This is a genomic window from Fontivita pretiosa, assembly GCF_050410795.1.
Lineage (GTDB): Bacteria > Planctomycetota > Phycisphaerae > Tepidisphaerales > Tepidisphaeraceae > Fontivita > Fontivita pretiosa.
This window is the reverse complement of record NZ_CP191258.1, coordinates 3,875,254-3,900,581: the sequence shown is the minus strand read 5'-3', so window position 1 is coordinate 3,900,581 and position 25,328 is coordinate 3,875,254. Positions and strand designations below refer to the sequence as shown.

General features: G+C 63.0%; 20 protein-coding genes. 6 read left to right on the top strand and 14 right to left on the bottom strand.

Translation table 11 applies throughout. The features are described from left to right. Position 1 precedes the first annotated feature (1 nt). The gene (locus tag ACQS5P_RS15745) at positions 2-1,150 is read right to left on the bottom strand and encodes a hypothetical protein (RefSeq protein ID WP_428937570.1); all 1,149 of its coding nucleotides are present in this window, start codon (positions 1,148-1,150) and stop codon (positions 2-4) included. On the opposite strand from ACQS5P_RS15745, the gene ACQS5P_RS15740 reads away from it, so the two are divergent. Beyond that, complete coding sequence (locus ACQS5P_RS15740) at positions 1,134-1,301, top strand: hypothetical protein (RefSeq protein WP_428937569.1); 168 nt, start codon at positions 1,134-1,136, stop codon at positions 1,299-1,301. The two genes, ACQS5P_RS15745 and ACQS5P_RS15740, sit on opposite strands and share 17 nt — an antisense overlap. Here the strand turns inward: ACQS5P_RS15740 and ACQS5P_RS15735 are convergent. The 10 genes from ACQS5P_RS15735 to ACQS5P_RS15690 all read right to left on the bottom strand — a co-directional run bounded on the left by ACQS5P_RS15735 (position 1,288) and on the right by ACQS5P_RS15690 (position 14,529). Then, a complete protein-coding gene (locus ACQS5P_RS15735) occupies positions 1,288-2,253 on the bottom strand; it encodes a pilus assembly FimT family protein (RefSeq protein ID WP_428937568.1) in 966 nt (321 codons plus the stop codon). The genes ACQS5P_RS15740 and ACQS5P_RS15735 overlap by 14 nt on opposite strands. Before the next feature lie 2 nt (positions 2,254-2,255). Further along, positions 2,256-3,170 carry a prepilin-type N-terminal cleavage/methylation domain-containing protein gene (locus tag ACQS5P_RS15730; RefSeq protein ID WP_428937567.1) on the bottom strand — a complete coding sequence of 305 codons (915 nt, stop codon included), beginning with the start codon at positions 3,168-3,170 and terminating at the stop codon, positions 2,256-2,258. 187 nt (positions 3,171-3,357) lie between these two features. Next, the gene (locus tag ACQS5P_RS15725) at positions 3,358-3,891 is read right to left on the bottom strand and encodes a hypothetical protein (protein ID WP_428937566.1); all 534 of its coding nucleotides are present in this window, start codon (positions 3,889-3,891) and stop codon (positions 3,358-3,360) included. Positions 3,892-4,057: 166 nt separating this feature from the next. Continuing rightward, positions 4,058-5,032 (bottom strand): type II secretion system protein, encoded by a 975-nt coding sequence (locus ACQS5P_RS15720; protein ID WP_428937565.1) that lies wholly within the window; start codon positions 5,030-5,032, stop codon positions 4,058-4,060. 85 nt (positions 5,033-5,117) lie between these two features. Then, positions 5,118-6,272 carry a type II secretion system protein gene (locus tag ACQS5P_RS15715; RefSeq protein ID WP_428937564.1) on the bottom strand — a complete coding sequence of 385 codons (1,155 nt, stop codon included), beginning with the start codon at positions 6,270-6,272 and terminating at the stop codon, positions 5,118-5,120. A gap of 74 nt (positions 6,273-6,346) precedes the next feature. Beyond that, complete coding sequence (locus tag ACQS5P_RS15710; protein WP_428937563.1) at positions 6,347-7,621, bottom strand: type II secretion system F family protein; 1,275 nt, start codon at positions 7,619-7,621, stop codon at positions 6,347-6,349. A gap of 173 nt (positions 7,622-7,794) precedes the next feature. Next, entirely contained in the window at positions 7,795-9,711 is a 1,917-nt protein-coding gene (gene gspE / locus ACQS5P_RS15705) for a type II secretion system ATPase GspE (RefSeq protein ID WP_428937562.1), read from the bottom strand. A 210-nt stretch (positions 9,712-9,921) separates the two neighbouring features. Continuing rightward, positions 9,922-11,166: a type IV pilus twitching motility protein PilT gene (locus ACQS5P_RS15700; protein ID WP_428937561.1), complete on the bottom strand. Its 1,245-nt coding sequence runs from the start codon at positions 11,164-11,166 to the stop codon at positions 9,922-9,924. Positions 11,167-11,245: 79 nt separating this feature from the next. Then, positions 11,246-13,015: a GspE/PulE family protein gene (locus ACQS5P_RS15695; protein ID WP_428937560.1), complete on the bottom strand. Its 1,770-nt coding sequence runs from the start codon at positions 13,013-13,015 to the stop codon at positions 11,246-11,248. Positions 13,016-13,533: 518 nt separating this feature from the next. Continuing rightward, positions 13,534-14,529 (bottom strand): type II secretion system protein, encoded by a 996-nt coding sequence (locus tag ACQS5P_RS15690; protein ID WP_428937559.1) that lies wholly within the window; start codon positions 14,527-14,529, stop codon positions 13,534-13,536. A gap of 329 nt (positions 14,530-14,858) precedes the next feature. Here ACQS5P_RS15690 and ACQS5P_RS15685 point away from each other — a divergent pair, with 329 nt between their 5' ends. The 4 genes from ACQS5P_RS15685 (at position 14,859) to ACQS5P_RS15670 (ending at position 18,997) form a co-directional block, all read left to right on the top strand. Then, positions 14,859-15,275, top strand: a complete 417-nt coding sequence (locus ACQS5P_RS15685) for a carboxypeptidase-like regulatory domain-containing protein (protein WP_428937558.1) — start codon at positions 14,859-14,861, stop codon at positions 15,273-15,275. Between the two features lie 132 nt (positions 15,276-15,407). After that, positions 15,408-16,790: a substrate-binding domain-containing protein gene (locus ACQS5P_RS15680; protein ID WP_428937557.1), complete on the top strand. Its 1,383-nt coding sequence runs from the start codon at positions 15,408-15,410 to the stop codon at positions 16,788-16,790. 185 nt (positions 16,791-16,975) lie between these two features. Then, on the top strand, positions 16,976-17,854 hold the full coding sequence (locus ACQS5P_RS15675; protein ID WP_428937556.1) for a type II secretion system protein: 879 nt from the start codon (positions 16,976-16,978) through the stop codon (positions 17,852-17,854). Positions 17,855-17,869: 15 nt separating this feature from the next. Next, positions 17,870-18,997 carry a glycoside hydrolase family 53 protein gene (locus ACQS5P_RS15670; protein WP_428937555.1) on the top strand — a complete coding sequence of 376 codons (1,128 nt, stop codon included), beginning with the start codon at positions 17,870-17,872 and terminating at the stop codon, positions 18,995-18,997. Between the two features lie 24 nt (positions 18,998-19,021). On the opposite strand, the gene ACQS5P_RS15665 is transcribed toward ACQS5P_RS15670, so the two are convergent. Together ACQS5P_RS15665 and ACQS5P_RS15660 are read right to left on the bottom strand one after the other, a co-directional pair. Continuing rightward, a complete protein-coding gene (locus ACQS5P_RS15665; protein WP_428937554.1) occupies positions 19,022-19,747 on the bottom strand; it encodes a hypothetical protein in 726 nt (241 codons plus the stop codon). 172 nt (positions 19,748-19,919) lie between these two features. Further along, positions 19,920-22,079 (bottom strand): hypothetical protein, encoded by a 2,160-nt coding sequence (locus ACQS5P_RS15660; RefSeq protein ID WP_428937553.1) that lies wholly within the window; start codon positions 22,077-22,079, stop codon positions 19,920-19,922. A gap of 447 nt (positions 22,080-22,526) precedes the next feature. On the opposite strand from ACQS5P_RS15660, the gene ACQS5P_RS15655 reads away from it, so the two are divergent. Further along, complete coding sequence (locus ACQS5P_RS15655) at positions 22,527-22,901, top strand: hypothetical protein (RefSeq protein ID WP_428937552.1); 375 nt, start codon at positions 22,527-22,529, stop codon at positions 22,899-22,901. A 134-nt stretch (positions 22,902-23,035) separates the two neighbouring features. Here ACQS5P_RS15655 and ACQS5P_RS15650 read toward each other — a convergent pair whose 3' ends face one another. After that, positions 23,036-25,321: a glycosyl hydrolase 53 family protein gene (locus ACQS5P_RS15650; protein ID WP_428937551.1), complete on the bottom strand. Its 2,286-nt coding sequence runs from the start codon at positions 25,319-25,321 to the stop codon at positions 23,036-23,038. Between the last annotated feature and the right edge of the window lie 7 nt (positions 25,322-25,328).

Sequence of the window (25,328 nt, the reverse complement as noted above, 5' to 3'; positions counted from 1 at the left end):
GCTAGTTCACTCTCACAAACGTCGTGTACGCACTGATGGCCATGCTGGGACCACTGTGGCCCTGGCGGGGATCGGCCGGATTGGTGTACCCGCGGCCGATGATGAAAGCGTTGACGGCATCGAACCCGTTGATGGCAGTCAGCGGACCGGTGCCGTCCGGGTCCGGCTCCGGCACGAACTCTGATCCGGGCGCTAGCTCCCAGAAGTTTGGACCCAGGTCGGTGCGCTGCACACCTATGCGATAGATCCGGCCGTTGAATCGCCCTCGATTCACATCATCCGCCGCCAAGTCGGGACGATCGTCGGCGATGATGATGTAGGCCCCCTCGACCGCGGCGTTGGGATAATCCTGCGTGTCAGCGGGGCTCAGGCCGGGAGGCACCCATTGTCCGATCTGTATCACCTGGTCCACCACGTTCCCGTCACCATCAGAGGTAATCTTCACCGCAACCGGTCGAGGTTGAAGATTGGCCACCCGGTCGTAGGGTTGATACGGTCGCGACCAATCGGTGATGTCGGCCTGCGTGAACGTCGCGGTGTTCCGCGCCTGGACCGCGAAGAGGAAGACCTGAGCCAGAGGCGAATCGTCCTTGATCACCTCAGGCTTGTCGATCTCGCGATCGTTGAGCGGATCCGTATTACGGTAGGTTCGATCGCGTCTGTAGAGTACGATCCACGCATAGCGCGGGTCGGCGGCAAGGATCAGGTTGCCACGCACCGCATTCCACGTTGTCGATCGCAACGGGTACTCGTGGGTTCCCCCCAGCTCTTCCATGATGCGACGATCGCCCAGCGCTGCAACAGTTCCGCGGATCATACGTGACTGTCCTCTGGCTATCGTCAACATCGGTGTCACGTTCTGCACGGCGGTGGCCTGAGGGGGTAGCGGCGGCACAATGTTCGTGCCGCTCCTTCCCACAGCCAACAGCAAATCGCTCGCCAGCAGGGGCGATCCTTGCGCACGGTACTGCGGGTCTGTGGGATAGAACGAAAACTTCGACAGTGCCAGCCGGGAGGTGAAATCGCTGGCGGCCAGGGCGATCGAGGCGGCGTTGGTCTCCTCGGTGGTGCTCTTGGCCTGCTGGATCGCCACCGGGAAGATCGCCGCCACCATGATGAACCCGATGCCCAGGATGATCACGGCGAACATGACCTCGGTGAAGGAAAAGCCGCGGCGCATTGGCGATTGGCGACTGGCGATGGACGATCGCAGCGCGCGGCCCGGTGCTGGCGCGGCGTGCGGCGCGTCAAATCGAAAATCGCAAATCGAAAATCGCAAATCCATCTTCATTCGCCTTTGACGATGGTGCCGTTGTAGCGGTTGATCAGCACCGGAACGGCGTTGGCGTCGAGCCATTGCTCCTCGGGCGCCTCGGTGGCGGCGTAGGCGCTGGGGGTGATCTTCCGGGTGATCTGCCAGTCGCCCAGCGCGTTGTCGCCGCCGAACTGGTTCTTGAACGCATCCAGATCGAACAGCACGAAGCCGAGTTGTGAACGGAGGGCAAGCTCGGGTGTCGTCAATATGTCAACTGGGACAACATCACGAGCAAGGTTCCGATCAAAAAGGTTGTCGTTGTAGAGAAGCCGGCCCATGGCCGTGTACTCGAGCCCGTTCTTGCACAGCAAGGCGTAGCTGCGGTGAGCAACCTTGCCGGTGCTGTCGAAAAGGATCACTCCTCCGTAGCGCACGCGCAATATGCCATTTTGATCATTCGGTGGGTTCTTCGCCTGACGATGGCCGTTGACGTTGTTAAAGCCGATGTAGCGATCGTTGAGGTTTCCGGCTGCCACGCTGCCGCCGTCGTCAATGAATTGAACACCGACCCCCTTGGGCAGTGGTTGAGTGTCACCACCGACGAGATCCAGGTATAGATCGACTTGATACGGTGGAGTTCCGCGTTCCGCCTGCCCTACCAGCGCCATGGTCACCCGGAAGTTGCGCGGGTCCAGGTAGAAGAAGACGCCGCGATACTGCTGCAGGCCGATCGCCTCATTTCGGGCGCGGGCGAGAAAAGCGCTGATCTGGTTGATGGCCATCTCATTGCTCTTGGTGCCGGTGATGAGGTTGAACGCCGGCATCGCCACCGCCAGCACCAGCACGATGATCCCGATGACGATGAGCAGCTCGGTCATGGAGAAGGCAGTGGCCAGTGAGCGGTGGCCGCTGGCCAGTGTCGCGGCGCGATGCGGCGCGCGGCCGCCGTGCCTGTTGAACTGATCCCTGATCACTGACCACTGACCACTCTCGCTCATCGTCATTGCTCAAACGAGTAGAGGTTGTCGTCGCCGCCGGCCACGTCGTCGTCGGTGCCTAACACGCCGTCGGGGCCGGGCATCGCGCCGAAGATACCATCCGGGCCTGCTGAAGCGAAAAACGGACGATCCACATCCGAGGCGTACTCCGGGGTCTGAGGATCATCCGGTGGACGACGGACTTTCGAGCTGGTGATTACCCTCCGTTGCGTTTTCCCATCGATGCTGAGCCCCACCTCCAGTCCCGCGGCGGGAACAAAGATGATCGGATTGTTCCAAGCATCCAGCAGAACCGGGGGAAGCTTGCTCTCGTCGATCAGGTTGGTTTTGCTCATGTCATCCTTGTTGTACAGCTTGAGCTGACGCTGAGCAGAGATGCCCTGAAACTTCTGCCGGTTCGCAGGAACGCTCAGGAGTTTGGAAAACGCGATGGCGGTATTGGCAATCGCCGCATGCGGGGGCCTGTTCTGCGGGTCATTCGGATCGCCACGCTCGGGGCTGCCCTCGCTCACGAGGCCCGGCGCACGGATGGGCAGCGGTCGCAGGCTGCTGTCCTGATTGGTGCGACGCCAGAAATCAAGGCTCTCATGGTCCGGGTCGGCCGGGTTTGGGGTAATGACGACCGCGTTACCACTGGCCGGCTTCCACCACCACTGAGCGGGACGGTTGGCCGTGCCAAGCCTGGCGGTGGCATCGAGTTCAGCAAGCAATCCGGCGGCGTTTTCCAGCAGCACGCGGGTCTGACCCTCGCGCCCACCTCCGGTAATTGCCCGCAGGCTGTACAGCAGGATGCCCGCCAGGATCATGATCACCACAATCACCACGATCAGTTCGAGCATGGTGAACGCGTTGTGGCGCACGGCCGAAGCTGACCGTCGGTTGATCTGCCGAATGCAGGTGGCCGGTGAACCAGGCATAGATCGCACACAAGTCACAGTGGCTCCTTAGCATTTGCTGAGCCGAATGAAGTCTCCCCTCGTCCAACGATTATTCGCGGTGTCCACCTCGTTGCTGCTGGGGTCTTGTAAGACCGCGCGGGTGCAATTTCAATCCTCAAGGATTGACGGTCGCAACACAAGGCTTTCATTTCCAAAGGTTTGCATGTCATTGTTGGCCCGCCGAAGCTGGCAGCTCATAGCTGTACAGGTTGTCGTCGCGGGTCAGGTAGTTGCGATCCGGCCCGGCGGAAAAAAAGAAGGCCTGATCCTGACCCATCTTCGACGGCGCCATGCCGATCAGCGGGTGCTGTCCGGGCATGAAGACGATGGGCGAGCCCCAGGCGTCGCGGATCGAGTAATGGTCGTAAACGCTGATGGGCAGATCCTGAAACGGATCGACGCCGCTGCCGACATCCCTGGCCCGCAGGCGAGCGTCCATCTTGAGAATCGCCACAAGCTGTCGGTTGTTGCGCCTGCCGGCGTCCTCCAGCCCGGCAAGATCGGGCACCGCGCGATCAGCAAACAGCGGCTCGACGGGCGGGAGTTGCCCGGAATTGTTCTTGAAATACTGCTCCAGCGCCGCCTCCAGTCGCTGAAGCAGCGATCGGGTAAGCTGCTCGGCGGATCGCCGCCGGACATCCCGCGCCAGGCTCACCATCAGCCCCAGCACGATGATCAGCACCGCCACGGTCGTCAGCATTTCCACCAGGGTGAACGCGGGACGCACGGGGGGACAGAGGCACGAGGATGAAGGATGAACCCAACGACGGCGGCCAGGCACGCAGGCTCGTGGGCTCGATGGCGTGCTCTGTGCCTCCGGGCCTCTACTTTCAGCCGTCACCTTGCTGCCTTCAGCGTTCACTTTTTCACTGTACTAGCACAATGTCGTCGCACTTCTCCTGGGCAATCTTGTTTTCCCTGGCGTTGGCCGCGTTGGGAGGATCGGTGCCAACCACGCCGAACAGGCCATCCACACCCGCCGACACCAGGATGAACGAGCCTTCGACTGGCGATTCGCCGTTGTCGATGTACCCGTTGAGGTTGTAGTCCCCGAGCATCATGCGCAGTCGATCGCGGGCGGCGTCGGTGGTCGTCTCGTCGGCACGACGAAACGCCTCAATGTTGTTGTTGAGGTTTACGTAGGACAGGTCGTGCAATCCAGCGTAAACGGGATACGTCTGTCCGGACGGCGTTTTGGCCTGATTGTCACGGAGATTCTGCCTGGCGGCACGAATTGGGAAGTAGAGGATGGGGCTGTTTTCGCGATCAAGCAGAACGGTGCCGGAGACGACAAGCACGCCGGATTGCAGATATGGACCCCAGGTCTTGCCGCCGCTGTCCGGGATGCCGTCCCCGTCGCTATCGACAGTGGGCCGAGCGCGAAATCCCGGTCCATCGGCGCCGTCGCGAGGATCAAATAAGGCCCAGAACCTGTCGTTGTTCACGGGCTTTGCCTTCGCCGGGGCAATGCAAACGTAGGACTCGCTTCCGTCGTAGACGCATTCGCCGATCCTGTAATCGCGGGAGCCGTCGTAGTTCGGCGGCGGGGTCGTTCCGTAGGGACCGACCAGCGCCTTGCCCAGCGCGGCGGCGCCGGTGTTTGGCACGACCTGCTGGTACTGCGGCGACGACCTGAGCGGCAACCGGGGCAACTCGCCGAAATCGGACTTGTACTGCTGCAACGCCGCTGCGACCGTCTGCATGTCCATGGTCATGCGGGTTTTGAGTCCCTCTCGGCGGGCGCGCAGCGTCACGGGAATAAGAATGGCCGCCAGCAGCACCACGATCCCGATGACGGTCAGCAGCTCCGGCAGAGTAAACCCCCGATGCGCAGGGGCCAAGCGCAACGGGTAACGGGCAGAGGATGCTGATGGCTCGAACCCGGCCGTCCCGCCCTTGACGCTATTCCCTTCACTACTTTGGTGTTCACTGCCCGCTGACGCTGCCGAAGTTGGTGATGTCATCGTCAGTTCCATAAACGCGGTCCTTTCCGGCACTGATCAGGATGTAGCTGTCCTTGTTCCGCGCCGTGGGAATGACGTTAGGGTTGGAAGGCGTGGGCTGCGGCATCGTGGGGTTCACGAAATACGCGTAGGGGTCGTAGGGGTAGTAGTACTTGCGGGATGGCTCCGGATCGTTGGGGTTGATCGTGGCGTTGGGGTCAATGCCCGTCTTACCCAGCCCATGGAAAGGTGGCCCATTAAGCGAAGTAAGCGTCCGCGGACTGCCAGAGGTGTTGACCCTGGAAAGCTGCTTGCCTTCGCCGATGGATTTGGCGCCGGCAGGTGGAGGCCAGGAAGTGCTCGGCTGATCACTGTTGTCCATAAAAGCGCCGGTGTAACCGATGATGTGCTCGAGATGGAAGGTGCCGACGCGAATCGCCACGTTCTGCGGCCGGAACATACCGTATGTCACGATGGTGTTGTTGTTGGGCGTCGGGTTGCTGATCACAGCGTTGCCCGCACCGCGTTTGGCGCGAAGGTAAAGGATCGGCATGGGTGAAGCGAAGCGATCGAGGATTTCCGGGATGACGCTATCGCGCGCTGTGGCAACAGCATCGGAAAATCGACCTTCAGACAGCGGTACACCCGATACCAGCGGATCTCCTGATTTCGGCTGGGCTTCGTTGAGGCTCGTCGGGCCCCTGCCGACGAAAGCAGGATCAAAGACAGTAACGTAGCCGCTGCCGCCTTGAACACGACGCAATCCACCCATAAGCCCCAGGAGCAGATTTTCAGATCCCGTGATGTAGATCCGCCGCGATAGAGGCGTGGTGCCATCTGTCTCGAAGATGAGGGGTTCCACGAGCTCGCTGGTCGGCGCCTTGGGCTGCACTCCCACCCAGATCTCATTATTCGGCAGTGGTCCGGGGTAAGCCCCATATTGCTGGTTGTACTGTTCAATGGCGGCCTGGAGCTGGGAGATCAGCGCCTTGGATTCGGCCTCCTTGGCGGCGGTTCGCACGCGACTGACAGTGGGAATCAGGATGCCGATCAGCACAACGATGATTCCCATCACGATGAGCAATTCCGTCAGCGAAAAGCCGCGTCGCGCGATCCGGTATCCATTTCTTTGATGCATGGCCTGTCCTGGTAATGCCCGATGCCCAGTGCCGAAGGGCTTGATTTCACCTTCGGCTTCTGGCCACCGGCTGGTCATTTCTTGGCCGGACCCGAGACGCTCTGGATCAGGCTGATCATCGGGGCGAACAACGCGATCACGATGAAGCCGACGATCAGCCCCAGGATCACCACCATCACCGGTTCCAGAATGCTGATCAGCGAGCCGACCAGCACGTCCACGTCGTTGTCGTAGTTGTCGGCGATCTTGATCAGCATCTTGTCCAGGTCGCCGGTCTCCTCGCCCACGTCCACCATGTTCACCACGATCGCGTCGCAGACCTTGGTGGCGCGCAGCGGATCGGCCATCGATTCGCCCTCGCGAATCGCATCATGCACCTTGGACAGCGCCTTGGCGTAGACCTCGTTGCCGCAGGTCTCCTTGGTGATGTTGATCGCGTCCAGGATTGGCACGCCGGCGCTGATCAGCGTCCCCAGAGTGCGGGTGAATCTGGCGATGGCGGTCTTGGCCAGGATGCCGCCAAGGATGGGGATCTTGAGCTTGATCAGGTCCACCGCGTACTTGCCGCCCTCGCTGATGCGGACCAGCTTGACCAGCAGCATCAGCCCGATGGGCGCGAACAGCACGTACGCCCAGCCGTAATCCTGGGCGAACCAGCGGCTGATGGCCAGAAGCAGCTTGGTGATCGCCGGCAGGTCGGTCTTGAAGTCCTTGAAGATCTGCTCGAACTTGGGGATCACGAAGATCATGATCATCGAGACGATGCCGACGGCGATGGTGATGACCACGGCCGGGTAGATCATCGCGCCGATGACCTTCTTTTTGAGCTTGGCGGCCTTTTCCATGAAGTCGGCCAGACGTGCCAGGATCAGGTCCAGCACGCCGCCGGCCTCGCCAGCGTTGATCATGTTCACGTACAGCTTGTCGAAGGCCTTGGGATACTGCGCCATGGCGTCGGAGAGGGTGCCGCCGCCTTCGACCTCGTCGGCCACGCCACCGATGATCGCCTTGAGCAATCCCGGCTTTTGCTGCTGTTCAAGGATTTGCAGGGAGCGGAGGATGGGCAGGCCGGCATCCTGAAGCGTGGAGAGCTGGCGCGTAAAGCTGACGAGCTGCTTGCGGGGCACGCCGCCGATCGACAGCGGCATCTTCCGCTTCTTCCCGCCGGTTCGGGTCTCTTCCCCAGGCTTTTTGGCGACCTTCTTCTTGCCCGCCTTCTCCCGCACCTTGGTCGGGAAAAAGCCCCTGCTACGGATTTTGGCAATCGCCTCTTCGGAGCTGGAGGCCTCGATCTCGTCCTTGACCTCCTGCCCGGAGGAGTTCATCGCTTCAAATGCGTAGATTGGCATAAGTTATGTCTCCCAGCCACCGGCTGCTGCATGGGATTGTACGCGATGTCCAATGCGTGCGGTAAGGCGCTGGCGTTCCCGCCAGGAAACAGGCGGCCCCGACTGCGAACCGCAAAGCACGCTGCTTGATGGCCGATTCCCCGCCCGCCGCTGCGCCGCCACGTCAGTTTTCGTCAGTTCTCCTCCATGATCGTCTCGCGCACCACTTCTTCGATGGTGGTCACGCCGTCGTAGATGGCCATCAGGCCGCACTGTCGCAGCGTCCGCATGCCGCGCTTGCGGGCCTCGGCGCGAAGGGTCTGCGTGCTGGCGTGCTTGATGATCAGGTCGCGCAGGTCGTCGTCCAGCAGCATGATCTCGAAGATACCCATCCGCCCGCGATAGCCCGTGTTGTTGCAGGCGTCGCAGCCCTTGCCGTAATAGAACTTCTTGCCCGCCACGTCCTCGGGCCGAAGCTCCAGCTCCATCAATTGCTCTTCGGCGGGGGTGTACTCGGTCTTGCAGTTGTTGCAGATGCGGCGCACCAGCCGCTGGGCAATCACCCCCTCCAGCGTCGCGGTCACCAGGAACGGCTCCAGCCCCAGGTCCAGCAGGCGGGCGATGGCCGACGGCGCGTCGTTGGTGTGCAGCGTGCTGAACACCAGGTGCCCGGTCAGTGACGCCTGCACTGCGATTTCCGCCGTCTCCTTGTCGCGAATCTCACCGACCAGAATGATGTCCGGGTCCTGACGCAGCATCGCCCGCAGGATTCGCGCAAACGTCAGGTCGATCTCCGGCTTGATCTGGCACTGGATGATCCCGTCGATGTCATACTCGACCGGATCTTCGGCGGTGATCAGCTTGCTCGACGGGTCGTTCAGCTCGCGCAACGCCGAATACAGCGTGGTCGTCTTGCCCGAACCCGTCGGCCCGGTACAGATCACGATCCCGTTGGGCTTGTGGATGAGTTGCCGGACCACTTGCAGGTCGTCTTCGCGCAGGCCGATCTTGTCCAGGTCGAGCTGGACGTTGCTGCGATCCAGCACGCGCATCACCACGCTCTCGCCGAACATCGTCGGCAGCACGCTGACGCGCAGGTCGATCGGCTGGTTGTTCACGTTCAGCTCGATTCGTCCGTCCTGAGGCAGGCGTCGCTCGGCGATGTCCAGATTCGCCATCACCTTGATGCGGCTGGCGATCGCCGGGGCGATGTGCGGCGGCGGGGGCATCATCTCGTACAGCACCCCGTCGATGCGGTAGCGCATCTTGAACTCATCCTCGAACGGCTCGAAGTGGATGTCCGAGGCCTTGTCCTTGATCGCCTGAAGCAACACCAGGTTGATCAGCTTGCGGACCGGGTTGGAATCCGCCGCCTCCTTCAGATCGTCCAGGTCGATCGACTCCCCGCGGCCCTTCAGATCCTTCAGCGTATCGTCTGCGGCCAGCTCCCCCAGCACCTCGCCAAGGCTTTCCGCGGCGGTGTTGTAGTGTTTATTGATCAGCTTCTCGATCTGGTCCGGATCGCCGATCTTGGCGGTGACCTGATACCCCATCAGTTGCCGCAGGTCATCCAACGCCCGGAAGTTCTCCTGCGAGGCCATCACCACCGTCAGCTTCTTGCTGGCCTTGTCGAAGGCGATCGGCAGGACCTTGTTGGTGGTGGCGATTTGCGGCGGAACGGCATCGATCGCCTCCTTGGGGATGTTGATCCCCTCGAGGTTGATCAGCTCGTAGCCCTTCTGCGCCGCCAGCGCGATGTTCAGATCGCTTTCCTTGATGTAGCCCAGGTCGATCAGGATTCTGCCCAGCGCTCCGCCTTTGCGCTTCTGGAAATCCAGCGCCTCGACGACCTGCTCGCGATTGACCTTGCCCATCTTGACCAGCACGCGGCCGATAGGCCGGCCCTGAAGCTGGTCGATTGGGGGCATCCCGCCCGGCGGAGTCGCGGCGGCCACGGCGCCGCCGCCACCGGTCGAGGTTGGCGGCTGAGCGGTAACCCCCCCCGCCTGCGCCACAGAGCCGGGCGCACGCGGCGAAGAGGGCACCTGCTGCTGCCCGGGCGGCGGCGTACGCACCGGCGCGCCCGGCTTGCCGCCGCCAGGCGTCGGCATCGGTGACTTGGGTACGGCCGACCCTGTTGCCGGCGACATCCTGGAATCCATTGGCGTCATGACCTGACCCTCAGCTCAGTTTCCTCGGATAGCTCTCTATCCCGACATTGCACTCGACATCGCAAACCGACCGTTGCGCCTTGCCGGTGATGCGCCGATCACGTCAACAGACCATCATGCCCATCACGGCCTGGTCTGCGCGATTCAGCATCATCCCTTCCTTCCCGCCAGCGACTGCATGCGGGCGCGGTTGGCCGCGATCTGGGCGGCGCGGTCGGCGGCGGCATCGGCGGCTGCGCCGGGACGCGCCGCAGCAGCGCCGCCGCCCGCCTGCGCCGCCTCCTCGGCCTCGGCCAGCAACGCATCGTCCGCCTTGGTCACCGCAATCCCCGCCCGCTGCATACGATCCACCATCATCCCGGGATTCTTGCTCTTGTCGATCGCTTCCTCGGCGCTGATCTTGCCCGACTGGAACAGTTGCCACAGGTGATCGTCCAGCAACTGCATCCCGTACTTCTTGCCTGTCTGAATCTCCGAGTCGATGCGGAAGCTCTTGTTCTCGCGGATCAGGTTCTGGATCGCTGGCGTGACGTACATGAACTCGTAGGCCGCAATACGTCCCTCCATGTCGATTCGCGGACACAACGCCTGCGAAAGCACCGCGATCAGGTTGTTGGCCAACTGCACGCGGATCTGCTCCTGCTGGTCGGTGGGGAACGCGTCGATCACGCGGTTGATCGTCGAAGCCGCGCCGGAGGTGTGCAGCGTGGCGAAGACCAGGTGTCCGGTTTCCGCCGACGTGATCGCCGTCGAGATCGTCGCCAGGTCGCGCATCTCGCCCACCAGCATCACGTCCGGGTCCTGTCGCAGGGCGCGTCGCAACGCCTCGGCGAAGTTCGGCACGTCCACCCCCACCTCGCGCTGCACCACGATCGACTTCTTATGCGGGTGGTAGTACTCGATCGGGTCCTCGATCGTGATGATGTGCCGGTCGAAGTTCTCGTTGATGTAGTTGATCATGCACGCCAGCGTGGTCGTCTTGCCCGATCCGGTCGGGCCGGTCACCAGAAAGATCCCGCGCGGGCGGCGGCAGATCTGCTCGGCCATCTTCGGCAGGCCGATCTCCTCGAAGGTCATGATCTTGTTGGGGATCTTTCGCAGCACCAGCGAGCAGTATCCCTTCTGCTTGAAGATGGCCACGCGGAAGCGCGCCTCGTCGCCATACGCGAAGCCGAAGTCACCGGAGCCCTGCTCTTCGTATTCCTGCTGAATCCGTTCCGGCGTGATGGACTTCATCAGCGCGATGGTGTCCTCCGGCTCCAGCACTTTGGTCTGAAGCTCGCGCAGATGCCCGTGCAGTCGCAGCGTGGGAGGCTTGCCCACCGCCAGATGCAGGTCCGACGCCCCGCGACGCACGCAGGTTTCCAGAAGCCGGTCGATCTGAATCGTTGCCATGGTTGACTTTTCCACCGGGCCTTGCCGCCCGGGTGCCGCTAGAAAACACGCGGCACGGAAACATCCGTGCCGCATACCACTACTTGTCCAGGATGATCCCTTCCACCTGCGCCACCTTCACGACCTCCTCGGCCGTGGTCAATCCGTTGAGCACCTTCAGCCGCCCATCCATCAGCAGGCTCTTCATGCCGCTGGCCAGAGCCGCCTTGCGGATCTTGTTCGTCGGCGCGCGTTCGAAGGCCAGCGATCGGATCTCATTATTCATCTGCATCAGCTCGAAAATGCCCAGTCGCCCGCGGAAGCCCGTGCCCGTGCAGTAATCACAGCCACGGGGCTTGTAAATGATCCGGTCCTTCAGGTCTGATGGCTGGATCCCCGCCAGCTTCAGCCACATCGGGTCCGGTTCTCTGTCCGGCTGCTTGCACTTGGGACACAGCACGCGGATCAGTCGCTGCGCCATGACCGCCTGGATCGACGAAGCCACCAGGAACGGCTTGACGCCCATGTCGATCAATCGGGTGATGGCGCTGGGTGCGTCGTTCGTGTGCAGCGTGCTGAAGACCAGGTGGCCGGTCAGAGCCGCCTGGATCGCCACTTCCGCCACCTCCAGGTCGCGAATCTCGCCGACCAGAATGATGTTGGGCGCCTGTCGCAGCATGGCCCGCAGAATCTTGGCGAACGTCAGGCCGATGTTCTCGCGAACCTGGCACTGGTTGATGCCCGGGAAGTTGTATTCCACCGGGTCTTCGGCCGTGATGATCTTGCGGTCCGGGCGGTTCAGCTCGTTCAACGCCGCGTAAAGCGTCGTCGTCTTGCCGCTGCCGGTCGGACCAGTCACCAGAAAGATTCCGTTGGGGCGCTTGATGATCTTCAGGAATGTCTTGTAGTCCTCTTCCTCGAATCCCAGGTTCTGAATTCCGATCCGCACGCTGTCCGGACGCAGAATTCGCAGCACCACCGACTCCCCGTGATACGCCGGCAGCGTGCTGACGCGGAAGTCGATGTTCTGCTTGTCGATCGTCAGCTTGATGCGCCCGTCCTGAGGCAGGCGCTTCTCGGCGATGTCGATGCCGGCCATGATCTTGATGCGGCTGATCAGCGGGCCCTTCATCCGCAGCGGGATCCGGTCGCGTACCACGCACTCGCCGTCAATGCGGTAGCGAACCTGCACGCGGTCCTTCATCGGCTCGATGTGGATATCGCTGGCCCGGTTCCTCACCGCCTCGGTGATCAACGCCTGCACCAGCTTGATGATCGGCGCCTGAGTCGGATCCGCCGAGGCGTCCTCGCCGAGTCCCGCCACGTCGATCGACTTGTCAATCGAACGGTCCAGCGATTTGTCCAGGGACTTGTCCAGCGAATCGCGCAGGCGGTCGATGGTCTTGTCCATCGTCTTGTCGATCGTCGTCGCCGCCGTCGTGTTGAACAGCTCATCCAAAATGTTCTTGATGCGGCTCTTGGGCGCCAGGACCTTGCGCAGCTCCTTGTTCAGCCGGAAACGCAGGATGTCGTCCATCTCCAGGTCCAGCGGATCGTGCACCGCCACCTTCAGCTTGCCGTTCTCCTTGCCCAGCGGCAGCACCAGGAACTTGCGCATCAGGTCATCGGGAATCTCATTGATCGCGTTGGCAGGAATCGAGCTTTTGTCCAGATCAACGTATTCCATGCCGTGCTGCGAGGCCAACGCCTTGTACACGTTGGGCTCCGAGCACAGCTTCAGGTCCACCAGTGCCTCGCCCAGACGCAGGTTCTTGGTCTTGGCGTGGTCCAGCGCCCGCTGAATCTCCTGGGCCGTGACGATTCCCCATTCAACCAGGATCTCGCCCAACCGCTTCTGGTGTCGTGCCATCGCGAACACTCCTCAATCTCGGGTCCCAGACGCTCAGGGCAGCGGGGTCGGCTCTCGAGCTGGCAGCCCCCCGCGACATCTGCGGCGGGCAACGCCAATGCTCCTGTCCATATGCTTGACCATGCTGCGCGTCGGATCAAACGCCTGGGTTGCTCCCGGGTGTGCCACAAACGCTACGGGGAGGGAACCGGACCCTGCGATGCCGTTTCAATGCTGCTTGCCACTGATAACCAACGGTCCGTAAGGCTCTTCTCAGGCTCGGGTGCCGCCGCGCCCCTGGTAGCGCGCCGGGCGCACGGGTCACGGGTCCACCACGTATAGGTGATACACTCACCGCCGCCAGCGGGTTCGTTCACCTTCCTCAGCCTTGCGCAGCCGTCCTCGGCTTCGCACTGCAACCGCTCAGCCTCGCCGCCATCCTGACGACTCTTCCAAAGTTTACCCCGCGCCAACCCCACCTACAACACTATTTCCCCACTGCCGGTGTATCAAATGCCCCGCAGGCGGCGGATGAGCGGTCAATACGGCATGCTCGGGTCCGGCGTGACTCCTGTGGGCCACTTGATCATGAAGTTCTTTCTGGCCACGCTGAGGGTCCCCGGCACGATCGTCTTGTCGCTGCGGAACTTGGCCGTCACCGCCTCGATGTGCCCGTCGGCGAAGGCACACATCGCCGCCGTGTTCCCAAGGTGTCGGAATCGCAGGTTCCCCTGATATGGATACCCCGGACCATTGCTGCGGCGGATCATGTCGTCGGCCACCGGCGGGTCGATGTTCCGCCAGGTGCTGGGAAACAGCACCGGCCGATTGTTGCCGTAAATCCCCGTCGCGTACGCCGCAAACGGATCGTGGGCCGAGTAAAACCGGAATTGCGGCACCTCCGGCTGCCAGAATCGCTGCGGAACGCTCGAACTGTCCAAATCCGCCCCCAGAAGGTATCCCACGCTGTTCTCCATCCCCGGCGACACCGTCGTGTCCCAGAAAAGAATCGTCCAGGGGAAGACATTTCCCAACTTGGCCGGCGCCTTGAGACGATTTGGCGAGTTGTTGCCCGCTACGTACTCGTAGTACCGCGACGGCATGGCCACCATGTTCGCCGCGTAGCCCACCAGATGCGGATAGACCTGCGACGCCTCCGGGCATTGAAAGACCTCTGGAAACGTATACCGATCGTCGTCGCTCATCCCCAGCACCGGTGTGGACTTGCTGCTCATGTACCGGCTGATCAGCGACACCCAGCAGATGAACGCCTTGCCGTTGCCCGGCGCCGGGTCATACGCCGGCAGACGCGTGCGGTTGTAGTCAAACCCCCAAGGCAGACTCCCTTTGTTGTCCGCCGCATACGACATCGTCGCCTGGAGAATCGATCGCAGATTCGTCTGGCACTTCAGGTCGCGAGCCTTGCCCTGCACCCGGCTCATCACGGGCAGCAAAATGCTGATCAGCAACGCGATGATCCCGATCACCACCAGCAATTCGACCAGCGTAAAAGCGCGGCGGCCTAAGCTGTACATTCCTCGGTTCCCGCGCGAATCCATGGCACGACCTCCCGTACCGCATTGGTCGTGGCACGGGCCTGGACCCGTGCTGATGACGAGGCGGCTTGAGATTCGGTTCGATCAGAGCATCCGGCGATACCCACGGCTGCGAACACCCCAGCCACTGTGCACTCGGCCCATTGTCCCCCGATCGTGGCGAGTCACACGGCTTTCAGCCCGGACAGCCGCGGCCCGCCAAGCCCCTTCCCGAAATTACCAGCCCCTCGTATCATCTGCAACAATTACCTGGTGGATTCACCTACGTCCGAAAAACCGCAGTGCATAGACCGACAATGCTTGGAGCCATGTTCCGCCTCAGGTTCCGCGGCATCGTGCTGGCCCTGACCGTGCTGGCCTGGCTGGCTGCACCCGCCGCCCCGGTAGCCGCACAACCCCAGACCGGTGCCATCCAAGGCCAGGTCAATGACGCCTCCGGCAAGCCCGTGCCCAGCCTCGCCCTCAGACTTCAGCGGTTTCCCCAGCGTGACTTGCAGCGCAACGACTCCGGCCAGCCCCCCGACCCTGCGACCCTTCAGGATGGCCGCATGCAGACCGTCGCCACCGCCATCACCGACGCCAATGGCAAGTTCTCCATGACCAACCTCAAACCGGGCGATTACGTGCTGGTCGGCGGCAACAAGTCCATCGGCTTTGTCTACCACGACGTGAGCGTCCAACCCGGGCAGACCACCACTGTCCAGCTCACCCTGGTCAAGCCCTGAGCAGCCCGGCCGCGAAACTGGGCGCTCAAACTGCCGGCGCGCGAGAATTGCTGGCTGTATGCCAGAACCGTAAGATCGACAGGCGTGAGGCGCACTTCTGCTGGATCTGAACCGCCTTCCAGGTTCGTGCGGGTGGCGATCGTGCTGCCGACCGAATATGCGTACGCCCGCGGCGTGCTTCGGGGCATCATCGCCGCCACACGCGAGCGGAATCTCTACGCCGCAGGCTCACGAGGCTCGGCTGGCCCGACGCGCCCATCCCGCCAGGCCCGCTCCGCACCGCAGCCCAGTCCCCCGCCCTGGCTGTTTCGTGTCTATCGAGGCATCTACGGACATTGGAGCCGCTACTTCATCGACTGGTTCACCGACTTCAACCCCGACGCCGTCATCTGTCAGATTCCCGACGATCGAATGACGCGATTGTTTCGCGACACCGGCAAACCGGTCGTGGAGCTGTTCGAGAGCAGGCCCGAATCGCCGTTCCCTCGCATTCTGCCCGACGACGTGGCCACCGGGCAGATGGCGGCGCAACATTTCCTGGAGCGCGGCTTTCGGCATTTCGCGTTTTTCGGCGGCAAGCGGTTTCTCTGGTCACGCGAAAGGGAAAAGGGCTTCCGCCAGGAAATCGAACGCGCCTTTCGCCAGCGCGCCGAACTGCACACCCGCGCCAACCCGCAACCCAATGATCGCAACGGCCGACGCATCACCTCGCCGGCCACCATTACCGAGTTCACCTTCGCCAGCCATGGCGACAGCGACGACCTGGCGCCCGCCGCGCCGCTTCAGGGCCGACGGCATCGACGCCGCGCCTCGGCCATGAGCAACTGGCTGCTGTCCCTGCCCAAACCCCTGGCCCTGTTCGCCGCCAACGACCTGTGGGGTTTCGAGCTGGTGCAGGCGGCGCGCGACGCGGGACTGCACGTGCCGGACGATGTGGCGGTGCTGGGCGTGGACAACGAAGAGCTGCTGTGCGAAATGGCCCATCCCCCGCTGTCCAGCATCCGCATCGCCGCCGAGCAGATCGGTCGCGCCGCCGTCATGCTCCTGGACCGGATGCTGCTGGAAGGCCTGACCAACCTGCCGGCTTCCAGCCTGCCGCCTCGCATTCCGCCCATCGAGGTCGTCACGCGGCAATCCACCGACGTGCTGGCGGTGGAAGACCCCAACGTCGCCGAGGCCATACGCTACATCCGCGCTCACGCCGTTGAAGGCCTGAGCGTCAAGCAGATGCTCGATGCCCTGCCTGTGAACCGGCGGACGCTGGAGCGGCGGTTCATCAGCGTGCTGGGGCATTCTCCGCTGGATGAGATTCGACGCGTTCGACTCGAGCGCGCCAAGGCTCTGCTTCAGACCGACCTGCCCATCTACGAGGTCGCGGCGCGCAGCGGATTCGCCACCGCCGAATACCTGGCGACCAGTTTTCTCCAGGCAACGGGCATGACGCCGACGGCGTACCGAAGGCAGTTTGCCCCGCGTACGACCTGGCAGAACCTGCCGCCGCGACTGGACGATTGACCCGTCGGACCCCCGCCGCCACAGGCGAATCAGCCCCCTGTCGCAAAATTGAAGATAGTATTCGCACAGTTGAAGAGCCGCGGCCGCCCCCGCACCGTAAGATAATCCGGCGTGCAGATGCCGCGGCCAATCGCCTGCCCAGGCGCCGGCGGCACGCCACAGCTTTGACGCCGGGAGGTTACTTGATGGATCGTCGGGCCTTAACTGCACTCAGATCCCCCGCCTTTACGCTCGTCGAGCTGCTGGTGGTCATCGGCATCATCGCCGTGCTCATCTCCGTGCTCCTGCCGGCGCTGGGACGGGCACGCGCCTCGGCCCAGGCCGTCACCTGCCGCTCCAACCTGCGGCAACTGGTCCTGGCCACTACCATGTTCGCCAACGAGCACGACGGGTACCTGCCCAAACCCGGCAACAATGGCGGGCCACGAATGCTCGGCTGGAGCACCGTCGCCGGGCCAAGCTGGGGCTACAAGGACCCCATGTGGGGATTCGAGTACGTGCTGCTGAAGTACCTGGGCCGCAACAAGGACGTGTTCCGCTGCCCCGCCGACGACTCGGGCGCCATCCGCTACGTCTGGAACGACAACATGCCCAACCTCCCGGACAAGCCCGACGCCGACAATGTCTACGCCAGCTACCGCATGAACTGGAGCAACGAGTTCTACGAAGGCGCCAAGGATCCCCGCGGCAACTACAACGCCACGCTGTTCATCTCCCCCAAGCTCGGGCAGATCAAGCCGGCGTCGGCGGCGATCCTCTACGCCGATGGCGTCGCGTCACGCTACGACATCAACCCCGCCCCCAACGCCGAGAACCACGTCTACTGCCAGACCGATTCCCACCAGTTCACGATCTCCCCGACCAACGCCTGGAACATCGCCTATCGACGGCACTCGCGCACCCTCGACCGGATCAACGACCCGACGGGGCTGAAACGCGGCCTGGCCAATTACGCCTTCGCCGATGGACATGTCGAGACCCTGACCTGGACGGAAACCTGGAAGTCCCTTGGCGACGGCAAGGTGCCCTGGCAGGTCACCGGCACGTTCCTCAAGCGATTCTGACCCCTGACATTCCCAGTGGCACCCCTGCTCAGCCTATTGCTGCTCAGCCTGATGATCGGCGCGACAACTGTTTCCGTCGTCGCGCCCGCGACCGGATCCCGCCCCCTGTTCATCGGCGCCGACATCTCGATGCTGCCGGAACTGGAGAAAGCCGGCGCCGTCTACCGCGGCCGCGACGGCAAGCCCGCCGACGCCATCGCCATCCTTCGCGATCACGGGTTTGATCTCTTCCGCGTGCGGCTGTTCGTGAATCCCTCGAAGGATTTCAACAGGACCTGGGGCGCCACGCAGGACCTGGACTATGTCCGCGCCCTGGCCAAGCGCATCAAGGCCTCGGGCGCGACGTTCCTGCTGGATCTTCACTACTCCGATACCTGGGCCGACCCCGGCAAGCAGCACAAGCCGGCCGCGTGGAAGGAGCTGGATTTCGACGCGCTGGAGAAACAGGTCTACGACTACACCGCCTCGGTCCTTGCTGACCTGCAACAGAGCGGCGCCATGCCCGACATGGTGCAGGTGGGAAACGAGATCGCGCCGGGGATGCTCTGGCCGGACGGAAAAGTGCTCAATGCGCCCAAGAGCGAGGAAGAAGCGGCGTGGCGGCGTTTCGCGCGGCTGTTCGATGCCGGCGCCCGCGCCGTTCGCGACGCCTCCACCGCCCGGCATCCCATCCGCGTCGTGCTGCATATCCACGGCGGCGGACACAAGGGCCTGCCGATGTGGTTCTTCGGCAAGTTCAACCGCTTCTGCACCAACTACGACGTGATCGCCTTGAGCTTCTACCCCGGGCCGAAGGAGAACTTCGACGACCTGAAGCAGAGCCTGCGCGAGCTGATCCAGACGTACGACAAAGACGTCCTGATCGCCGAAGTGGCCTACCCGTGGAAGCCGACGGATGATCCACCTGACCCCAACCGCCGCTGGCCGCTCACGCCGCAGGGGCAGGCGCAGTTCGTCCGCGACCTGATGCAGGTGTTGCGCACAGCACCCAACTCGCGGGTGATCGGCGTGGCCTGGTGGTACCCCGAGTCGATCCCCGTTGCCGGCCTGGGGATCTGGAAGAACGGCGCGATGGCGCTGTTCGACGAAACCGGCCAACCCCTGCCCGCAATGGAGCAGTTCCGCAGTTCGCTGGCAGACTGATGGTTGTTTAGGCGGCGGGCGAGCTCACGCTCGCCGCCGGCCCAGCAGCATCATCGCACCGCCGATGCCCAGAAGCACGCTCATCGCCGCCGGCTCGGGAACCACATACACCGAAACGTTGTTGCCCGCATCGTACGGCGTGCCGTTCCACGGCTGCGCCACCGCCAGCGACGGATTGCTGGAAGCGTCATAGCCGCTTTGCCCGCCCGGCGAGCCGAACGTGCTCCACGCATCGAACTTCACCACGCTGCCGTCGCTCAGCCCCATCGCCGCCAACGGAAGCGTGATTGTCGTCCAATTCGGTCCCAGCGTAACACTGGATCCGGGAATCGTCGGACCCCAACTGTTGGACGTCCCGTCGCCGGTGTACTGGTGCAGCTCCGCCCCGCCGCCAAAGTTCACCCAGCTTCCCACCCAGAAGTCCATGCCGCTGCTGATCCCGAAGGGATTGCCCCAGCCCACGCCCGGCGTGGTCTTGCCGCCAGGCGCAACATCGAAGCCGATGTGATAGTTGCCCCAGTCATTCACCCCGGGGCTGTCAATGTTGCCACTCAGGTTGATCTTGAAGCTGATGCTGCTGGCATCGCTGCTGACCTCCACGGAGCTGATATCCGTCTCCGGCCCCCCGGCCTGGTCACCCACAGAATCCGGATACACCGTGATCGCGGCATGCAGCGGCGCGGCGGCGATGCACACCCCCAGTGAGCTCAGCGGTGTCGTAAACAGCGGAAATCGACGAGCAATCGACATGGCAAACCCTCCGGTATTCGAGATCGGATCGCGACTTTACGCGCAGGCGACAACCCACTGCCGGCGCGGCATTTTCCAGACCCAAGCATACCACACCCACACCATCCCGCCATGCAAACTTGCGAGGCAAATCTTCAAAATCGCGACAGCCGTGCCCGGCCACCGCTTCGCTTCAGGCGCGAAATAAGCCGGATCTACGCCGCGAGCGTGCGCCGCGGCCAGTGGCGACCGCGGCCACAACCAGCCACACGCCCGCCACCACCGCGGGCTCCGGCATCACGCCGCCTTGAACCGCCCGCAACGCGATCAGGTACTCGTTGCCGAACAGTCGTGCATGCCCGGCGATCAGTGCCTCCGCCAGCGGTCCTGACTGATTCACATAAGCATTGTCAATCAAGGCATAGTCCGTCGCGTCGATCGAGCCGCTGTAGTCAAAGTCTCCATTGATCCAGCCACTGAGACTGTTGACATACCCGTTGTCGATCAGCGAGTAGTCCGTGGCGTCGATCGAACCGCTCAGGTCGGCGTCGCCGAAGTAGGTGAACTTCACCAGCACTTCGTTGCCGCTCAGCGGCTGGCCCGCGAAGCTCGTGTGGATGAGATTTCCGCTACCGTCGTTGTTGAGCAGCACGCCTACGCCATAGAGGTAGCTTCCCGCGGCGGCGTTCTGCATCGCGGCGAAGGATGAGCCAATGCCCGGCCCGGCCCAGTCGTAGGCGCCGCCGTTCTCCAACGCGCTCTTGATCCGCGCCGCGATCGTCGCCTCATTTCCCGTGGTGACGATGGCGGCGTTGTCGTTCAGGTCCAGCCGGCCGCTGCCCGTAATGTCCAGCGCGCTCACCACGGGCGTCCGCCCGCTGCCGGCGCCGAGGCTCATCCGCCCGGCCAGAGACAGCGTCTGCGTGTGCAGCGAGCCGCCGCTGTAGTCGAACGTCCCGCCGGGGCCGACATCCAGCAGCGGCGTGGTGAGCGACCCGCCGGAGAGGGCGAAGATCCCGTTCACCGCGACCACGACCGTGTTGCTGACCGAGTGGCTTCCGCCGGTCTGGGTGAACGCGCCGGGGCCATACAGGCCGATGCGCTGTGTCCCCATGACGCTGAGCGTGCCGCCGCTGAGCAGGTAATGGCTGGCATAGCCACCGATGTCCAGGATGCCGTGCACGACGTGGCTTCCCGCCGACTGATCGAACACGCCCTGCCCGTTGTACCCGAGATACTCGGTGCCGAAGACGGTCAGGCTCGCCGCATCGGAACTGAGGCTGTAGGTGCCCCAGCCCTCGACGCCCAAGCTCAGCGTGCCCGGACTGACGGATGTACCGACGGTGACTGTGCCGCCGCTGTGGCTGAATGTTCCCCACCCGTAGAAGCCGACGTCCAGTTCGCCCCCGATGCTGAAGCTGCCCCCGCCCAACTCGTACCTACCACGGTTGATGTAGCCGACGACGGACTGCGACTGAACGACATGGCTACCGGCGGACTGGATGAACGAGGCCGGGTTGTGGCGTGCGATTAGCTCCTGATCAGCCACCAGAGTCGCATCGGGGCCGTTGAGGATGTAGGTTCCGGAGCAACCGGCTGCGCTGGTCATCCCGAGCGAAAGCACTCCCGCGACGACATGAGTTCCACCGGAATGGGTGAACGTGCCAGCCCCGGAGTACCCGACGTACTCCGACCCGTTGACCGTCAAAGCGCCTGCGCGCAGGTAGTACACTCCGATCGAGCCTTGTGGCGCACCCACCTCAAGGAACGAACCGATGTTTACGGTTCCTCCGTTCTGCTCGAACGTCCCGTGCCCGCTCTGGCCAACGTAGAGGGATGAGGCGTTGAGGATGCCGGCGTTCATCACGTAGGTACCCCTAGATGACGCTCGCGTCGGATCGTACCAGTAGTAGCTGGTGAAACCGCCGACGAAAAGACCGCCGATGTTGCTCGTCCCCCCATCTTGAATGTGGACACCCCGCGAGTGCTTGACGACATCTTCGGGTGACAAAAAGCCGCCGATGACTTCCCATTCAGCCGTCAGATCTGCACCGCTTTGGTGATGGAGTGTGGTGACGCCGCCTCCCGAGTTGCCGACTTGCAGCTCGCTTACGGAGCTAATCAGATCAAGAGCCACGTTACGGTCAAAGATGTCTGCGTCGAGAATGTATGCTGAGTCCGCCGCCGTTGGCAGCGCGCCGTTCGTCCAGTTGCTGGGTTCGCCCCAACTTGCATTGCCACCAGATGGCAGCCCGATGAAGTAGCGGACTTCAGCTTGCGCGCCCGTCCCCAATACCAGACATCCGTACATCCACGGGACGGCACACGCGGAGCGAACAAGTGTCCATCGCATCCGAGGCTCCGTTTCTAAGTACAGCTTATCCCCTGTTTGCATCTCACCCAACCAAAAAACGCCGAGAAAGCAGCGACAATCTAGAGCGTGTTATGAACTTCGACAGAAGGCCATCGAAAATGTACGGTTTCTCCGGGGTTTTCGCGCGGATCGAGCATTCTGCGCGACGAGTGCTGCGGCGAACGTCGGCACCACAAAAAGCCTGGAAAACCAGTCATGTCTGAACCTCGAATCGCAAAGTTCACAACACGCTCTAATGGGACAAAAGCCTGCGACAAGTTGACACAGGATAACAGGCGATTCTGTTCTTGACATGGGGGGGGCACCACCTGTTAGGCTCTACAGGCTTGGTGACGCGTTTCTGACGCTCAGTGTGGAGGCGCAGGATGCGCGGGACCGGCAGCGATCTACTCGAGCTTCTCCGGCCAGAGCGTCGTCGCCAGTGACGTGCTCGTGAAGTTCACCTACATGGGGGATGCGGACCTCTCGGGCCAGCTCGACGCGACGGATGCGAGCCTCCTGGACAATGGCATGGTGAATGAATTGAGCGACTGGATCAACGGCGACTTCGACTACAGCGGCGTGATCGACGCCACCGATATCGCGCTGTTCGACAACGCGTGGGCGAACCAGGGCGGGCCGCTGTTCGCGGGAGGGGAGCCGGACAACGTCTACTCCGCCGCGGCCGAGCAGTTGTTCGATGAGTGGGCCGAGAAGTACGAGCCGCTGTCGCCCGAGGAACTGATCGAGCTGCACACGAAACTGTACGGCAGCGCGTACGCGGATGCGCTGGCGTTGGTGCAGTCGGGCAAGCTGCGATGAAGCGTCCACTGCGGCGCCCGGATCATTGCGACGGCACACGATTGAGGCACTCGTGTGCCGCCGCCACCGCGAGCGGACTCATTTGCAACTGGTTCTGATGCGATGTTCTGCCGCCCGGCGCCCGGGATCCGACATCAAGCGACTGCACTTTTGCATCTTCTTCGGGCACGCGACCGCTGGCTTGCGCCGGCGGCTACGAAAATCGTGACACCCGTCCAGATGCTCGACGGTTCGGGAATGACGCCGCTGCGGACAGCGTTCAGCGCCGCGAGATATTCTCCGCCAAACATCCGGGCATGCTCGGCGATCAGTGCCTCGGCAAGCGGACCAGCCTGATTCACGTACGCGTTGTCAATCAGGGCATAGTCCGTCGCGTCGATCGTGCCGGAGTAGTCGAAGTCCCCATTGATCCAGCCGGTGAGGCTGTTCACGTACCCGTTGTCGATGAGGCTGTAATCGGTGGCGTCGATCGAGCCACTGAGGTCGGCATCGCCGAAGTAGGTGAACTTGACCAGGATCTCATTACCGGTCAGACTCTGCCCGGCGAAGTCGGTGTAGATCGGCCCGCTGCCTCCCACTTGGGCCAAATCGTTCAGCACCACACCAAGGCCATACAGGAAGCTGCCGGCGGTGGTGTTCTGGACATTGGCCTGTGTCGAGCCGATGCCCGGCCCAAGCCAGTCGAAGTTCCCGCCGTTTTCCAACCCCGCTTTCAACCATGCTGTGATATCCGCCAGCGAACCGGAGTCGATCACCAGGCTGTTGTTGTTCAGGTCCAGCCGCGCCGTCGGCGCCGCCAGCGTCCCCGCGATGCTGAGCCTGCCCAGCCGCGAGGCTCCCGCGGCGCTGTTGGCAGTCTCTTTCTCGCGGACTCGCAGCGTTCCCCGCCGCACGTCAAGTCCGGCGGCGCGGATGTTCTCCAGCTCTGCCGTGCCGCTGCCCAGCTTGCCAATCTTCCGGCCTGCCGACCACAGTTCGCCCCGAATCGCCAGCGAATTGCTCCAGGCGACGTTGATCTCCAGATCGTCCGCCGCCGCCACGGGCACAAGGATCGTATGGCTGCCGCGGATCGCATCGATTCGCGCCGGCTGGTTGCCATCCGCGTCCAGCGTAAGTGTCGCCGCGCCCCAAAGCGTGTACGGGTTGATGCTGTTGAAACTGATGGTTCCCACCGAGCGTGGCGAATCGAGGCTCACATTCCGCGCAGCGCTGATCGCCGCGCCGAAGCGCGCCGTCTGCCCCTGCCCGTCGGGCATGCCCCCTGTCCAGTTCGCCGCCTGGCCCCATGTTCCGTCGGCGTCCAGGTTCCACGTGGGCGCCGGCAGGAGCATCGCATCCAGCGCCGGCAGCGCATCGCCGCCACTGTCGTCGAACAGTGCGATCGCCCCGCCCTGCCAGATGAAGGTCCCCGGCACCTGGATCGCCTCCGGGTACCACCACACCACGCCGCGACCGCGACTGTTGGGCAGATTCCGAACCATGTCACGCACCGCGATGAAGAAGTCGCGCTGGCCCGTCGGCGTGCTTGGCCACTGCGCACCGGTCGCCGAGCCTTTCCACGGGTAATTCGTCTCCAGCACCATCACGTTCCTGGTGGTGTTGGTTGCCGACCAGTTCAGGTTTGCCTGAAGGTTGGCAAGGTCTGTGGTGCTGTTGGGGTAGAAGCTCAGCCCGATCGTGTCATACCCGCTGACGCCGGCAACATTGGTCAGGTTCGTGAAAAAATACTGCGCCCGCCCCTGCACGTCGCCGCCGTCGATGTGCACGGCGATGTCGGTGTGCTGCCCGGGCACCATCGCGTCCACGTCGCGCACTCCCTGGATCGCCGAGTTCAGCAGCGACCCGAAGTTCATCCAGCTCTGCTGCTGTTGCTGCGTGGTGCCGCTGTAGATGATGCGCCCGTCGTTCCACAGCATGCCGTTGGTGATCTCATTGCCGACCTGCACCATCTCGGGCATCACGCCCGCGTCTTTAAACGCCAGCAACGTGTCGCGCGTGTAGCTGCGAACCGTGGAGTTCAGCGCCGCGAAGTTCTGAGCGGTCCAGGCGGCTGGCTTGGTCTGTGTGCCGGGGTCGGCCCACGTGTCCGAATAGTGAAAATCCAGCAGGATCCGCGCGCCGCTGTCCTGAAGTCTTCGCGCCAGCGCGATCGTATACGGCAGGTCCTGGATCGCCCCGGCGGTCGCGGAATAGTTGGGATTGGGATTGACGAACAGCCGCAGGCGAAAGAGGTTCGCCCCGCCACGCGCAACCATGATGCGATCGGCGGGCATGACCTGCCCGGCGTCGCGAAAGCTGCCGCCGCGAGATTCGATGAACGGCAACAGCGACACGTCCCCGCCCATATAAAATGGCTGGGCGCAAAGCACGCTCGACGAGCCGGTGATGGCGATCAGCGCGGCCGCTGCTACGGTTCGCATGGTTGTC

Excerpts from the sequence above, each read along its gene's own strand:
- ACQS5P_RS15710 (WP_428937563.1), bottom strand. The coding sequence starts at position 7,621 with ATGCCAATCTACGCATTTGAAGCGATGAACTCCTCCGGGCAGGAGGTC.
- ACQS5P_RS15690 (WP_428937559.1), bottom strand. The coding sequence starts at position 14,529 with ATGTACAGCTTAGGCCGCCGCGCTTTTACGCTGGTCGAATTGCTGGTG.
- ACQS5P_RS15660 (WP_428937553.1), bottom strand. The coding sequence starts at position 22,079 with ATGCGATGGACACTTGTTCGCTCCGCGTGTGCCGTCCCGTGGATGTAC.
- ACQS5P_RS15650 (WP_428937551.1), bottom strand. The coding sequence starts at position 25,321 with ATGCGAACCGTAGCAGCGGCCGCGCTGATCGCCATCACCGGCTCGTCG.
- ACQS5P_RS15715 (WP_428937564.1), bottom strand. The coding sequence starts at position 6,272 with ATGCATCAAAGAAATGGATACCGGATCGCGCGACGCGGCTTTTCGCTG.
- ACQS5P_RS15695 (WP_428937560.1), bottom strand. The coding sequence starts at position 13,015 with ATGGCACGACACCAGAAGCGGTTGGGCGAGATCCTGGTTGAATGGGGA.
- ACQS5P_RS15685 (WP_428937558.1), top strand. The coding sequence starts at position 14,859 with ATGTTCCGCCTCAGGTTCCGCGGCATCGTGCTGGCCCTGACCGTGCTG.
- ACQS5P_RS15745 (WP_428937570.1), bottom strand. The coding sequence starts at position 1,150 with ATGTTCGCCGTGATCATCCTGGGCATCGGGTTCATCATGGTGGCGGCG.
- ACQS5P_RS15700 (WP_428937561.1), bottom strand. The coding sequence starts at position 11,166 with ATGGCAACGATTCAGATCGACCGGCTTCTGGAAACCTGCGTGCGTCGC.
- ACQS5P_RS15665 (WP_428937554.1), bottom strand. The coding sequence starts at position 19,747 with ATGTCGATTGCTCGTCGATTTCCGCTGTTTACGACACCGCTGAGCTCA.
- ACQS5P_RS15740 (WP_428937569.1), top strand. The coding sequence starts at position 1,134 with ATGATCACGGCGAACATGACCTCGGTGAAGGAAAAGCCGCGGCGCATT.
- ACQS5P_RS15730 (WP_428937567.1), bottom strand. The coding sequence starts at position 3,170 with ATGCCTGGTTCACCGGCCACCTGCATTCGGCAGATCAACCGACGGTCA.
- ACQS5P_RS15725 (WP_428937566.1), bottom strand. The coding sequence starts at position 3,891 with ATGCTGACGACCGTGGCGGTGCTGATCATCGTGCTGGGGCTGATGGTG.
- ACQS5P_RS15675 (WP_428937556.1), top strand. The coding sequence starts at position 16,976 with ATGGATCGTCGGGCCTTAACTGCACTCAGATCCCCCGCCTTTACGCTC.
- gspE (WP_428937562.1), bottom strand. The coding sequence starts at position 9,711 with ATGCCGACGCCTGGCGGCGGCAAGCCGGGCGCGCCGGTGCGTACGCCG.
- ACQS5P_RS15735 (WP_428937568.1), bottom strand. The coding sequence starts at position 2,253 with ATGAGCGAGAGTGGTCAGTGGTCAGTGATCAGGGATCAGTTCAACAGG.